The following is a 12,250-nucleotide window of genomic DNA, read 5'->3' on the forward strand; positions in this document are numbered from 1 at the left end:
CTGTGACGGCAGTGAGCGGCGGGTAGCCTGGGCCCATGTCTGAGACCCTGGAACCCGCCGCTCCCTCCGCCGCAGAACCCGCCGTCGACGCCCCCGGGGCGCCTGCCGCCCGCGCTCGTCCCGCGTCCGGCAGGCGCCCTCGCGTCGCAGTCGTCTTCGGGGGGCGCAGCGGTGAGCACACGATCTCCTGCGCCACCGCCGCCGGGGTCCTGTCCGCCATCGACCGGGATCGCTACGAGGTCGTGCCCATCGGCATCACCATGGAGGGGCGGTGGGTCCTCGTCGATGACGACCCCGCCGCCCTGGAACTCCGGGACGACGCCCCGCCCGTGCGCGTCACCGCCGAGGGCATGGGCCGCGGCGAACTCGCCATGCGCATGGGAGGGGGAGCGCCGGTGGCCCTAACCAAGACCGGCCCCAGCGTCCTGGAGGAGATCGACGTCGTCCTGCCCCTCCTGCACGGCCCCTACGGCGAGGACGGCACCATCCAGGGAATGCTGGAGATGCTGGGCCTGCCCTACGTGGGCTGCGGAGTCCTGGCCTCCGCGGCGGGCATGGACAAGCAGGTCACCAAGGTCCTCCTCGCTGATGCCGGGATCGCCACCGCGCCGCACGTCGTCGTCGGCCCGCGCGCCTGGAAGCGCGATCCCGAGGCGATCCTCGCCGCCTGTCAGGAGCTCTCCTACCCGCTCTTCGTCAAGCCCGCCCGAGCGGGCTCGTCCCTGGGAATCACCCGCGTGGAGTCCCCCGAGCGCCTGCGCGCCGCCATCGAGGCCGCCCGCGAGGTGGACCCCAAGGTGCTCGTGGAGTCCGGGATCGAGGGCCGCGAGATCGAGGTCGCCGTCCTGGGGGGCCACGGCGACGACGCCCCGCGCGTGGCCGAGCCCGGCGAGATCGCCATGGACGCCGCCCGCGGCGCCGGCGAGTTCTACGACTACGAGACGAAGTACCTGGCGCACGACGCCGTCGCCATGGTCTGCCCGGCGCCCATCACCGCCCAGGAGCGCGAGCTCCTCATGGGCACCGCCGCCCGCGCCTTCGAGGCCATCGGCGCCGAGGGCCTGACGCGCGTGGACTTCTTCCTGACCCCCGACGGGCGGGCGATCGTCAACGAGGTCAACACGATGCCCGGGTTCACGCCCTTCTCCATGTACCCCTACATGTGGCGCAAGAGCGGCATGACCTACCCCGAGCTCGTCACCGAGCTCATCGAGCTGGCCCTGGCCCGCCCCGTGGATGTCAACCGCTGAGGGAGCGGGCGCGCAGGGCCCGCGCGCCCAGGGGCGGGGCGGGGACGAGGCGCGCCTGACCGTCGCGGACCTCGGCGAAGAGGGCCTGCTCGCCCGCTTCGCCCCCCTGCTGCCCCACGCGGCGGGCGAGGTCGTCGGCACGGGCGATGACTGCGCCGTCCTCGCCGCGCCGGACGGCCGCTACGCCGTGAGCACCGACATGCTCGTCGAGGGACGGCACTTCCGACTCGATTGGTCCACGCCGGAGCAGGTGGGCCGCCGTGCCGCCGCCCAAAACCTCGCTGATGCCGCCGCCATGGGGGCCCGGCCCACCGCGCTGACCGTGGGGCTGGCCATGCCGGGGACCACGCCGGTCGCCTGGGTGGAGGGTATGGTCGCCGGCCTGGGCGAGGCCTGCGCCGAGTGCGGCGCCGGCGTGGTCGGCGGCGACCTCGTGGGCGGCCGCGCCATCGTCATCTCCGTGACCGTCCTGGGTGATCTCCAGGGCCGCGCCCCCGTGACTCGCTCCGGGGCGCGGCCTGGGGACGCGATCGTCCACGTGGGCGCCCCCGGGCGAAGCGCCGCGGGACTGGCCCTGCTCAGCGCTGGGATCGGGATCGGGGAGGCCCCGGGCCTCGCGGGGCGGGGGCCGGCGCTCGCGGGCCTTCCTCGCGCCGTCGACGCGGGCACCCGCGCTGAGGCACTCGCCTGCCTGGAGGCCTTCCGCGCGCCCCGGCCGCCCCTGGAGGCCGGCCCCGCCCTGGCGCGCTCCGGCGCGAGCGCGATGATGGACGTCTCGGACTCCCTGCTGCGCGATGGCGACAGGATCGCCCGCGCGAGCGGAGTCATCCTCGATTTCGACGAGCCCGCGACAGGAGAGGGCGCCCTCGCGGACGCGGTGGCCTCGCTCATGCCGGTGGCCCGCCTGCTCGCCGATGACGAGGCCGCCGCCTGGGCGATGGCCCGCGCGTGGGCTCTCACCGGGGGAGAGGACCACGGGATGCTGGCCACGGTGCCCGCGGAGGCCCTGGGCGCGCCCGCCGGCGCCGACAGGCTCCCGGACGGGGCGCGGGTCATCGGGCGCGTGCGCGAGGCGGGCGACGGCGAGTCGCCGGGCGCGCGCGTGGGAGGGCGCGCCCCCGGGGCCGGCCTCGGCTGGGATCACTTCGGCGGGTGAGGCCCCTCAGCGGCCTTCGCCCGCGCATGACGAAGGCCGCCGCCCCAGGGGGCGACGGCCTCGACGTTGGGCCTCGGCGGGTGGGCGCGCGCTCAGACGTTGCGCGTGACCTTGCCGGCCTTGAGGCAGGACGTGCACACGTTGAGGCGCTTGGGGGCGCCCTTCACGAGCGCGCGCACGCGCTGGATGTTCGGGTTCCACCGGCGGTTGGTCCGCACGTGGGAGTGCGAGACGCTCTTGCCGAAGATGGGGCCCTTGCCGCAGACGTCGCACACAGCAGCCACGGATCTCTCCTGATCTTCCTAGCTTCAACGCTGGGGCCTCCTCGGCCCCGCGCCAGGTCTTACCGCCCGAGGCCGCGCCTCGGGCAACCAGGACACAATAGCGGAACCGCGCGCCGGGCCCCAACCAGCGCCGGCGTGGGCTCAGGCACACGACGACGGTACCCTGGTCCCCAGGCACGCCGCCGATCGGGCGCGCGCATGAGCAACTGGGGAGGACGCCGCCATGGGACCACGCGCCATCAACGACCCCGGCCCCGCCCCCCGCCTGGACGCCCCGGCCCTGCGCCGCTGGCTCGCCCTGGCCGCCTCCGTCGCGGAGCGCTCCCGGAACCTGGTGGACTCCCTCAACGTCTTCCCCATCCCAGACGCCGACACCGGAACCAACGTCCTGCTTACCCTGCGCTCCGCCCTCGACGCCGTCGGGCTCCTGCCCCCTGGCGCCGATGCCGCCCAGACCAGCCGGGCCATTGCCGACGGCGCCATCCGCGGCGCGCGCGGCAACTCCGGACTCCTCGTCTCCCAGGCCCTGGCCGCCCTGGCCGAGGCCTTCGCGAGCGCCCCCGATCCCGCCGGGCTGCGCCCCGTCGAGCTCGTCCACGCCCTGGAGCAGATGGCCTCCAGCACCTGGGCGGCCGTCTCCCGGCCCGTCACCGGCACCCTGCTCACCGTGGCCTCCGACGCCGCCTCGGCCGCCCGCGACGCCCTCGCCGCCGCCGGCCCTGAGCAGCCCGCCACCCCGGTCCTCATCGCCACCGCCGCCGCCCTCGGCGCCCAGGAGAGCGTCGTCGAGACCGGCGGACTCGGGCACGGCCCCGTTGACGCCGGCGGCGCCGCCCTCATGCTGCTGCTCACCAGCCTCGCCGACACCCTCGACACTGCCGCCGGCCCCGCGCCGGGCCCCGTCCCCAGTCCCGCCACCGACGTGTCCCTCCAGATGCTCACCGATCTCGCCGCCGGCGCCCCCCACCAGGGCGCGCCCGAGCACGTGTCCACCGGAGAGTTCGAGGTCATGTACCTCCTGGAGGCCACCAGCGCCCAGGCCTCCCGCCTGCGCGCCACCCTGGAGGGCATCGGCGACTCCGTGGGCGTCGTCGGCACCCCCGACGCCCTCGGCGTGGGCCTCTTCCAAGTCCACGTCCACACCGACACCCCCCGAGCCGCCCTGCCCCGGGCCGGCCGCGCCCGCCAGATCTGCGTCCACCATCTCGCGCCCACCCCGCTCATCGCCGAGGCCGACGAGCCCCCCGCCCCCTGGCTGGAGGCCGGCGGAGGCGACAGCCGTGTCGTCTCCTTCGAGCGGCTCGCCGCGCGCCGCGCCCGCCGGGGCGCCGATGGGCCGGTCCCGCGCCCCTCCCACCCACGCCCCGCCTCGCGCATCGGCGTCATCGCCTGCACCCGCGCCCCCGGCCTCATCGAGCAACTCGCCCGCGCCGGTGCCGCTGTCGTCCTCGATCCCAGGCGCGAGGGCATCACCCGCGCCGCCGGGGACCTCGGCGCCGACGAGGTCATCGTCCTGCCCTGCGACGACGCCGCCACCACCGCCGCTCACGAGGCCGCTCGGGCCCTGGCGGCCCGCGCCGCCAGCGCGTCCCCCGGCGGGGCGGAGGGCACCCACCTGACCATCGGCGATACCGACGACGAGGCCCAGGTCCTCGCCGCCACCGTCGCCCTGGCCGGCCAGGCCGAGCGCCAGGGCGCCCAGATCGGCGATCTGGCCCGCCGCGCCTGGCGCGCCGCCGCCCACGTGCGCACCACCGCGCTGAACGGGGCCGCCGCCGAGCCCGACGCCGTCGCCCGCGCCGTCACCGCCTCCCTGCGCGCAGACGACGAGATCCTCACCGTCATCCTGGGCCGCTCCGCCCTCCCCGACGTCGGCTTCATGGCCCGCGAGGCGGCCCAGCGCCCCACCGGGGCCGCCGCCGACCCCTACGGCGGGGAGGACGGCGGCGGCGCCGCGGACAGCGCGGACGCCGTCGAGGTCATCGTCCTCGCCGGCGACCAGCCCACCCCCGACGTGCTTCTCGCCTTCGAATGACGCGGTGAGGAAGCGCCCATGAGCCCGAGCCCGCCCCACGGCCCAGCCGCCGGCGCCCCCGGCGCCACGCACCGTCCGCCCGGCTCCGTCCCCTTCCTGCTCCGCCCGCTTGACAAGGTCCTGGGCAAGCGCACCGCCGACCAGCTCGCCAAGCAGGGCGCCACCACCGTGGCCGGGCTCCTGCGCCTCCTGCCGCGCCGCTACGACACCTGGGGCGAGCTCACCGACCTCGCTACCCTCGCCGAGGGAGAGCAGGCCACCCTCCAGGCCGAGGTCGTCCGCTCGGCGGCCCGCCGCACGCGCTCCGGTCGGCCGCCAGCCATCCTCGAGGCCACCGTCACCGACGGCTCCGGCCTCATGGACGTCGTCCTCTTCGGCGCCGCCGGGCTCATGAGCGCCCACGCCGCCCAGCTCGCCCCCGGCTCCACCGTCCTGCTCAGCGGCAAGGTCGGCATGCGGCAGGGCCGTCGCCAGCTCGCCAGCCCCCGCTTCCAGGTCCTCACCGATCTCGACGACGCCGAGCGAGAAGCCCTCCTGGCCCGCCCCGTCCCCATCTACCCGGCCACCGACGCCCTGCCCTCCTGGCGGGTCGCCAAGGCCGTGCGCGCCATCCTCGACCAGCTCGGCCCCGAGGACGTCCCCGACCCCATCCCCGCTGACCTGCGCGACTCCGAGGGCCTCATCGACGCCCTGACCGCCTACCGGTGGGTCCACATGCCGCAGGACCCCTCCCAGTGGAAGGCCGCCCGGGCTCGCCTGCGCCATGAGGAGGCCCTCGTCACCCAGACCGCGCTGGCGCAGCGGCGGGCCGAGCACGCCGCCACCCGCACCGCCGTCGCCTGGCCCGAGCCGGAGGCCAGCGGGAGCCTGCGGGCCGCCCTCGATGCCTCCCTGTCCTTCTCGCTCACCGAAGGCCAGAGGCGCGTCGGTGACGAACTCGCCGCCGCCCTGGACTCCGCCACCCCCATGCAGCGCCTCCTCCAGGGCGACGTCGGCTCCGGCAAGACCCTCGTCGCCCTGCGCGCCATGGCCCAGGTGGTCGGTGGCGGGGGGCAGGCCGCCCTCCTCGCCCCCACCGAGGTCCTGGCCGCCCAGCACCGCGACTCCCTCGCCGCGCTGCTCGGCTCCCTGGCCAGCGCGGGCACCCTTGAGTCCTCCCTGCTCACCGCGCCCGGCCAGGCGCCCGCCCCCACCACGGCGCTCCACCTGCTCACCGGTTCCACCCCCGTCCCCGAGCGGCGCCGCATCCTCGCCGCGCTGGCCGCAGGGGAGCCCGGCATCGTCGTGGGCACCCACGCCCTGCTCTCCCAGACCGTTCGGATGCCCTTCCTCGGGCTCGTCGTCGTCGATGAGCAGCACCGCTTCGGCGTGGCCCAGCGCGACGCCTTGCGCGAGCGCCCCGGCATCACCGACCCCGCCACCGGCCAGGTCCGCACCCCCCACCTGCTCGTCATGACCGCGACCCCCATCCCGCGCACCATCGCCATGACCGTCTTCGGGGACCTCGCCACGAGCGTTCTGGACGAGTTGCCCGCCGGGCGCAGCCCCGTGGAGACCTTCCTCGTGCCCTGGGAGCGCCAGAGCTGGGTGGAGGGGCTGTGGCGCCGCGCCGCCACCGAGATTGCCGGCGGCGGGCGGGTCTACGTGGTCTGCCCCCGCATCGAGGCCGGCGACGGTGCCACGACGGGGGAGGAGACCCCGGAGCTCCCCGCCGGGGACCCGCTCGATGGCCCCGCCGGGGGAGCGGGGGATGGCGCCCCCGACCGGGCGCTCGCCGCCGTTGAGGACTGGGCTGAGCGCCTCGCCCGCGAGCCCGCCCTGGGCGGGGCCGGGGTCGGCGCCCTGACCGGTCGCATGACCTCGGCGGAGAAAGACGCCGCCATGCGGGCCTTCGCCTCGGGAACCGCCCCCGTGCTCGTGGCCACCACGGTCATCGAGGTCGGGGTCGACGTCCCCGAGGCCACCATGATGGTCATCCTCGACGCCGACCGCTTCGGCCTGTCCCAGCTCCACCAGCTGCGCGGGCGCGTGGGCCGGGGCGGCAGGCCCTCGGTGTGCATGGCCGTCACCGGGGCCGAGGTCGGCTCGCCCGCCTACCACCGGCTGCGCGCCTTCGCCTCCACCCTCGACGGTTTCGCGCTGGCCGAGGCCGACCTCGATCTGCGCAGCGAGGGCAATGTCCTGGGCTCCGCCCAATCCGGGCGCCGCAGTGACCTCGACCTGCTGCGGGCGCGCCGCGACGCCGCCCTCATCGAGCGCGCCCGCGCCCAGGCCGAGGCCATCATCGCCGCCGACCCGGCGCTGGCCGAACACCGCGCGCTCGCGGCCGCCATCGCCGACCGCCTCGACGACGAGGCCCGCGCCTACCTTGAGCGCTCCTGAGTGCCGCCGCTCATGGGGGAGGGGCCCTCCGCCGCCGAGGAGCCCGGGGACTGCCGCCGATGGCAGCAGGACGCCCGGGGCGGCGACGCGGCCCGCCAGCACGGGCGATCAGCCGTCGTCGGGGTCGGGCTCGGCGAACCAGACCGTGGTCTCGCCGTACTTCTTCAAGGCGAAGCGGCGCAGGCCCGCGGGCCACTCCGGCTCGCCCGAGCGCGCGGCCCGCTCGACGACGACCACCGAGGCCTCGGCCAGCCACGGGTCCTCCGCGCGCGTCAGCGGGGCGAGGATCGCGCCGAGGCCCGCCGCGTCCATGCCGTAGGGCGGATCGATGAGCACCAGGTCCACCGGCGCCCCCGCGACGCCGGCCAGATACCCCGCGGCGCTCGCCTTGACCGCCCGCACGCCCGCCAACCCCAGTGAGCGCGCGTTGCGCCGGCACGCGGCCACCGCGCCCGGCGCCGAATCCACCAGCGCCACCTCGACGGCCCCTCGGCTCGCCGCCTCCAGTCCCAGGGCCCCCGAGCCCGCGCACAGGTCCAGCACGCGAGCGCCATCGACCACCCCCAGGTGCTCCAGGCGGGAGAACAGGGCCTCGCGCACGCGCTCGGAGGTGGGGCGTGTCCCCGACACCGGCACCTCAAGCCGCCGGCCACCGGCGCTGCCCGCCACGATCCTCGTCATGGGCCGGAGCCTACGCGACCCCGCGTCGGCCCGCCCGGCTCCCTCCGGCGCGCGTCCCGCACGCGCGCCGGCCCCGCCGCTAGCGTGGGGCCATGCCCATGCCGTCCGAGTCCGCCCCACCGCCCCCGCCGGCGGCGCCCCTCGCGAGCGCCCTGGCGGTCTACCCGGGCAGTTTCGACCCCATCACCCTGGGGCACCTGGATGTCATCCGCCGTGCGGCCGCCCTCTTCGACGAGGTCATCCTCGGCATCGCCCACAACGCCGCCAAGGCCGGGCGCCACCTGCTCGACATCGACACCCGCGTGAGACTCGCCCGCGGCGCCGTCGAGGGCATCGAGGGCGCGCGCGTCGAGATCATCCCCGGGCTGCTCGCCGACTTCTGCCGGGAGCGAGGGGCCAGGGCCATCGTCAAGGGCCTGCGCAACGGTGCCGACCTCGACGCCGAGGCGCCCATGGCGCTGGCCAACCGGGAGCTCGGCGGGCCCGAGACGGTCCTGCTCATCGCCTCCCCGGCCCACGCCCACGTCTCCTCCTCCCTGGTCAAGGACATCGCAGCCCACGGCGGCGACATCGCCCCCTACGTCCCGCCGGCCGTTGCCACCGCGCTGTGCCAGCGCCTGGCACCACTGCCGGGCCCTGACCGCCCGCACCCGGGCCCTCAGACCACCTCACCCGCCCGATCCTGAAGGACTCAGCCGTGACCAAGCAGCACGACGCGTCAGATGACCTCCTCGACATCCTCGACGCCCTCGACGAGCTCATCGCCACCGCGCGCTCCATGCCGATGAGCGCCTCGGCGATCGTCAACCGGGACGACGCCCTCGACCTCATCGACCGCGCCCGCCGCTCCGTGCCCACCGCCATCCACCGCGCCCAGGCGATCGTCGCCGACGCCGACGCCGTCCTGGCTCGCAGCCATGACGAGGCCGAGCGCATCGTGGTCCACGCCCACGAGGAGGCCGAGCAGATCGTGGCGGGGGAGAACATCGTGCGCATGTCTAATGACCGCGCCGACGAGATCATCGCCGCCGCCGAGGAGCGCGCCTCCTCCCTGCGCAGGGGCGCCGATGAGTACTCCGACCGCTCCCTGGCCACCCTGGAGGCCGAGATCGCCAAGATCTCCGAGCAGATCCGCTCCGGGCGCGAGGTCCTCGCCTCCCGCCTGGGCGCCTGGGACGGCATCATCGGAGGCCAGGGCGACTCCTCAGACTCCCAGCGCTCGTCGTGGTGACGCCACCGGCGCGAGGGGTCCTTCTCACGGCGGCGCTCGCCATCAGAGCGCGCGCGGGGCGCCGCCCAGCGAGTACATTCGGCGCGTTCGCACTCCTGGAGGAATCATGAACGGACTCGTCGTCGACATCCTCGACCTGCCACCGACCATCGGCGCCACCAAGCAGGTCCACCTCGACCTGGTCGCGCCCGAGGACCTGGGCGCCGAGGTCATCGGGGCGGAGCCCGGCAGCCCCCTGGTCGTCGACGCCGCCCTGGTCTCGATGGAGGACGGCGTGCTCGTTCGCGGCACCGCCCAGGCGCGCATCCACGGCGAGTGCGTGCGCTGCCTGACCAGCATCGACGAGGATCGGGAGATCACCTTCGACGAGCTCTACCTCCTGCCTAACAAGGTCGCCGAGGCCCGCGCTGACGAGGAGGATGAGGAGGCCGACGACCTCTTCGTGGCCGGGGAGACCACCATCGACCTCGAGCCGGCCCTACGGGACGCCCTCATCCTGGGCCTGCCCATGCGCCCCCTGTGCCGCCCCGACTGCGCGGGCTTGTGCTCGCAGTGCGGGGAGCGGCTCGACGACCTGCCCGCCGACCATCACCACGACATCATCGACTCCCGCTGGGCCGCCCTGTCCGAGTTGCTGCCCGGCTCCGACGAGGAGCGGGACTGATGGGGCGCCGCACCCCGCCCCCCGCCCGTGACGACGTCGAGACGCTCCTGTACCGCTGGGGCGAGCGGATCGACCCCGACCTGCTGGACCTCGCCCTGACCCACCGCTCCTGGGCCCATGAGAATGGCGGCCTGCCCACCAATGAGCGCCTGGAGTTCCTCGGCGACTCCGTGCTCGGCATCGTCGTCACCGAGCGGCTCTTCCGCTCCCACCCCGACTCCCCGGAGGGCCAGCTCGCCAAGATGCGCGCCGCCACCGTCTCCGAGCCGGCCCTGGCCGCCGTGGCCCGCGACCTGGGCCTGGGGGAGTTCATCAAGCTCGGCAAGGGGGAGGCCCTCTCCGGGGGGAGGGACCGCGCCTCCATCCTCTCCGACACTGTCGAGGCCCTCATCGGCGCCACCTACCTGACGGCCGGCCTGGAGCCCACGCGCGCCGTCGTCGAGAGGCTCGTCTCCCGCTTCCTGGCCACCGCCCGCACCCGCGGCGCCGGACTGGACTGGAAGACCAGTCTCCAAGAGCTCGCGGCCGCCCACTCCATGGGCCTGCCCTCCTTCTCGGTCGACGGCGTCGGCCCAGACCACGACCGCTCCTTCTCCGCGCGCGCCATCATCGACGGCGAGGTGATGGGCGAGGGCGAGGGCCGCTCCAAGAAGATCGCCGAGCACGCCGCCGCCGAGGCCGCCTACGCCGCGATCCTCGCCGCCAAGGGCGATGGCGGCCTCGATCTGCCCGGCGTCAACGAGGCCCTCAGGCAGGACCTGGCCGACCACTCGCGGCGCGCGGCCACTGCGCGGACGACCGCGCGCACAAGGGACTGAGCCCGTGCCCGAGCTCCCCGAGGTCGAGTCCGTCCGCGCGGGCCTCGCCCGGCACCTGACGGGACGGCGCGTCGCCGACGTCGAGATCCTCGATCCCCGGCCCCTGCGCCGCCAGGAAGGCGGGCCGGAGGCCTTCGCCCAGGCGCTGCGCGGGCGCGTGATCACCGGCGCCGTGCGCCGGGGCAAGTTCCTGTGGCTCCCCTTCGACGACGGGCGGGCCCTGTCGGCCCACCTCGGCATGAGCGGCCAGCTCCTCGTGCGCGGGACCGCCGCCCCGGCGGCCGCCGCGCCCGGGGCTCCTCTCAGCCCTTCGGGCGAGTCGCCGCCGGACCTGACCGCCACTCGCGCCCCGAGCCTCGTGCGCGATCTGTCCTCCCACCCTCGGCACCTGCGCATCCGGCTGCTCTTGGCCTCCCGGCCCGGGGATGCCCCCGGCGGTGCGGCGCTGGACCTCGTTGACCAGCGGATGCTCGGCGGCATGCGCGTCACCGAACTCGTGCCCACCCTTGATGGCGCCCCGGGCGGGCAGGGCTCGCCGGAGCCGCTGGTCCCCGCCGATGCCGCCCACATCGCCCGCGACCTCCTGGACCCGGCCCTGGACTGGGAGGCCGCCGTCGCCAGGGCCCGCTCCTCGCGCCGCGCCATTAAGACCGTCCTCCTGGATCAGGGCATCATTTCCGGGATCGGCAACATCTACGCCGACGAGGGGCTGTGGCACGGGGGAGTCCACGGCTCGCGGCGGACCTGCGCTCTCAGCCGGCAGGCGGTGGAGCGCGTCCTGAGGGCCACGGGGGGCGTGATGGAGCGGGCCCTGGCCGTGGGAGGCACCAGTTTCGACGCGCTGTACGTCGACGCCGAGGGCGCCCCCGGCTATTTCGCGCGGTCGCTGGCCGTCTACGGGCGGGCGGGTCGCGAGTGCCGGCGCTGCGGCGCCACCCTCCGCTCCGAGGTGATCGGCGGGCGCTCCCACACGTCCTGCCCCCGCTGTCAGAGGCGTGCGCGGGACGCGCGGGTGACCCGCGCGGGACGGCCTTTGTGACGTAGGTCCTCAGACGCTGCTAGTGTCAGGCTCATGCCGAATGCTGCAACGCCCGGGACGGTCCGCGTCATGATCGTGGACGACCACGAGATCGTCCGCCGCGGGATCGCCGAGATCATCGATCGAGCCGATGGCATGGAGGTCGTGGCCGAGGCCGCCTCGAAGGCGGAGGCCGTGCGCCGTGCCGAGCTCGTGCGCCCCGACGTCATGCTCGTCGACCTCCAGCTGCCCGACGGCACCGGTATCGAGGTCATGCGGGAGATCCGCGACTCCGTGCCCACCGCCCTGCCCATCGTCCTGACCTCCTTCGACGACGATGAGGCCCTCGCCGAGGCGCTGGAGCTCGGGGCTCGCGCCTACCTGCTCAAGACCGTGCACGGCGCGGAGATCAGCGACGTCGTGCGCGCGGTGGCCTCCGGCCGCGTCCTGCTGGATGAGCGCACGGTCACGCGCCGCCGCGCCGACCACGATGACCCCACCGCCGAGCTCACCAACGCCGAGCGCAAGGTCCTTGAGCTCATCGGCGACGGCCTGTCCAACAGGGAGATCGGCGAGAGGCTGGGCGTGGCGGAGAAGACCGTCAAGAACCACATCACCTCGCTACTGGCCAAGATGGGCCTCCAGCGCCGCACGCAGGTGGCCGCATGGGTGGCGGGGCAGCGGGCCTCCGGCTGGCGCAACAAGAACTGAGACTCCGCCCGGGCCCGGCT

12 protein-coding genes are annotated in these 12,250 nt (G+C 75.3%); 10 read left to right on the forward strand and 2 right to left on the reverse strand.

The window, feature by feature from the left end; translation table 11 throughout:
* Positions 1–35 precede the first annotated feature (35 nt).
* Both GVV75_RS04150 and thiL read left to right on the forward strand, forming a co-directional pair.
* A complete protein-coding gene (locus GVV75_RS04150; protein WP_159626220.1) occupies positions 36–1,250 on the forward strand; it encodes a D-alanine--D-alanine ligase family protein in 1,215 nt (404 codons plus the stop codon).
* Positions 1,237–2,406: a thiamine-phosphate kinase gene (thiL, locus tag GVV75_RS04155; protein ID WP_159813611.1), complete on the forward strand. Its 1,170-nt coding sequence runs from the start codon at positions 1,237–1,239 to the stop codon at positions 2,404–2,406. The genes GVV75_RS04150 and thiL overlap by 14 nt, the downstream gene beginning before the upstream one ends.
* A gap of 92 nt (positions 2,407–2,498) precedes the next feature.
* Here thiL and rpmB read toward each other — a convergent pair whose 3' ends face one another.
* Positions 2,499–2,690, reverse strand: coding sequence for a 50S ribosomal protein L28 (rpmB, locus tag GVV75_RS04160; protein ID WP_017178316.1), 192 nt, complete (start codon positions 2,688–2,690; stop codon positions 2,499–2,501).
* Positions 2,691–2,913: 223 nt separating this feature from the next.
* On the opposite strand from rpmB, the gene GVV75_RS04165 reads away from it, so the two are divergent.
* Positions 2,914–4,725, forward strand: coding sequence for a DAK2 domain-containing protein (locus GVV75_RS04165; RefSeq protein ID WP_159813613.1), 1,812 nt, complete (start codon positions 2,914–2,916; stop codon positions 4,723–4,725).
* 18 nt (positions 4,726–4,743) lie between these two features.
* Positions 4,744–7,107: an ATP-dependent DNA helicase RecG gene (locus GVV75_RS04170; protein WP_236266054.1), complete on the forward strand. Its 2,364-nt coding sequence runs from the start codon at positions 4,744–4,746 to the stop codon at positions 7,105–7,107.
* A gap of 108 nt (positions 7,108–7,215) precedes the next feature.
* On the opposite strand, the gene rsmD is transcribed toward GVV75_RS04170, so the two are convergent.
* Complete coding sequence (rsmD, locus tag GVV75_RS04175) at positions 7,216–7,788, reverse strand: 16S rRNA (guanine(966)-N(2))-methyltransferase RsmD (RefSeq protein WP_159813615.1); 573 nt, start codon at positions 7,786–7,788, stop codon at positions 7,216–7,218.
* Positions 7,789–7,880: 92 nt separating this feature from the next.
* Between rsmD and coaD the strand changes: the two genes are divergently transcribed.
* The 6 genes from coaD (at position 7,881) to GVV75_RS04205 (ending at position 12,230) form a co-directional block, all read left to right on the forward strand.
* Positions 7,881–8,474 (forward strand): pantetheine-phosphate adenylyltransferase, encoded by a 594-nt coding sequence (coaD, locus tag GVV75_RS04180; RefSeq protein WP_236263310.1) that lies wholly within the window; start codon positions 7,881–7,883, stop codon positions 8,472–8,474.
* Between the two features lie 11 nt (positions 8,475–8,485).
* Positions 8,486–9,019, forward strand: coding sequence for an ATPase (locus GVV75_RS04185; protein ID WP_159523445.1), 534 nt, complete (start codon positions 8,486–8,488; stop codon positions 9,017–9,019).
* A 106-nt stretch (positions 9,020–9,125) separates the two neighbouring features.
* Entirely contained in the window at positions 9,126–9,683 is a 558-nt protein-coding gene (locus tag GVV75_RS04190; RefSeq protein ID WP_159813617.1) for a YceD family protein, read from the forward strand.
* Positions 9,683–10,501, forward strand: a complete 819-nt coding sequence (gene rnc / locus GVV75_RS04195) for a ribonuclease III (protein ID WP_159813619.1) — start codon at positions 9,683–9,685, stop codon at positions 10,499–10,501. The genes GVV75_RS04190 and rnc overlap by 1 nt, the downstream gene beginning before the upstream one ends.
* Positions 10,502–10,505: 4 nt before the next feature.
* Positions 10,506–11,540: a bifunctional DNA-formamidopyrimidine glycosylase/DNA-(apurinic or apyrimidinic site) lyase gene (gene mutM / locus GVV75_RS04200; protein ID WP_159813621.1), complete on the forward strand. Its 1,035-nt coding sequence runs from the start codon at positions 10,506–10,508 to the stop codon at positions 11,538–11,540.
* 33 nt (positions 11,541–11,573) lie between these two features.
* Positions 11,574–12,230 carry a response regulator gene (locus GVV75_RS04205; protein ID WP_159523437.1) on the forward strand — a complete coding sequence of 219 codons (657 nt, stop codon included), beginning with the start codon at positions 11,574–11,576 and terminating at the stop codon, positions 12,228–12,230.
* Positions 12,231–12,250 lie beyond the last annotated feature (20 nt).

The organism is Actinomyces sp. zg328, assembly GCF_009829635.1.
GTDB classification, from domain to species: Bacteria; Actinomycetota; Actinomycetes; order Actinomycetales; family Actinomycetaceae; genus Actinomyces; species Actinomyces marmotae.

Excerpts from the sequence above, each read along its gene's own strand:
- GVV75_RS04205 (WP_159523437.1), top strand. The coding sequence starts at position 11,574 with ATGCCGAATGCTGCAACGCCCGGGACGGTCCGCGTCATGATCGTGGAC.
- GVV75_RS04165 (WP_159813613.1), top strand. The coding sequence starts at position 2,914 with ATGGGACCACGCGCCATCAACGACCCCGGCCCCGCCCCCCGCCTGGAC.
- coaD (WP_236263310.1), top strand. The coding sequence starts at position 7,881 with ATGCCCATGCCGTCCGAGTCCGCCCCACCGCCCCCGCCGGCGGCGCCC.
- rnc (WP_159813619.1), top strand. The coding sequence starts at position 9,683 with ATGGGGCGCCGCACCCCGCCCCCCGCCCGTGACGACGTCGAGACGCTC.
- rsmD (WP_159813615.1), bottom strand. The coding sequence starts at position 7,788 with ATGACGAGGATCGTGGCGGGCAGCGCCGGTGGCCGGCGGCTTGAGGTG.
- GVV75_RS04170 (WP_236266054.1), top strand. The coding sequence starts at position 4,744 with ATGAGCCCGAGCCCGCCCCACGGCCCAGCCGCCGGCGCCCCCGGCGCC.
- thiL (WP_159813611.1), top strand. The coding sequence starts at position 1,237 with ATGTCAACCGCTGAGGGAGCGGGCGCGCAGGGCCCGCGCGCCCAGGGG.
- GVV75_RS04150 (WP_159626220.1), top strand. The coding sequence starts at position 36 with ATGTCTGAGACCCTGGAACCCGCCGCTCCCTCCGCCGCAGAACCCGCC.
- GVV75_RS04190 (WP_159813617.1), top strand. The coding sequence starts at position 9,126 with ATGAACGGACTCGTCGTCGACATCCTCGACCTGCCACCGACCATCGGC.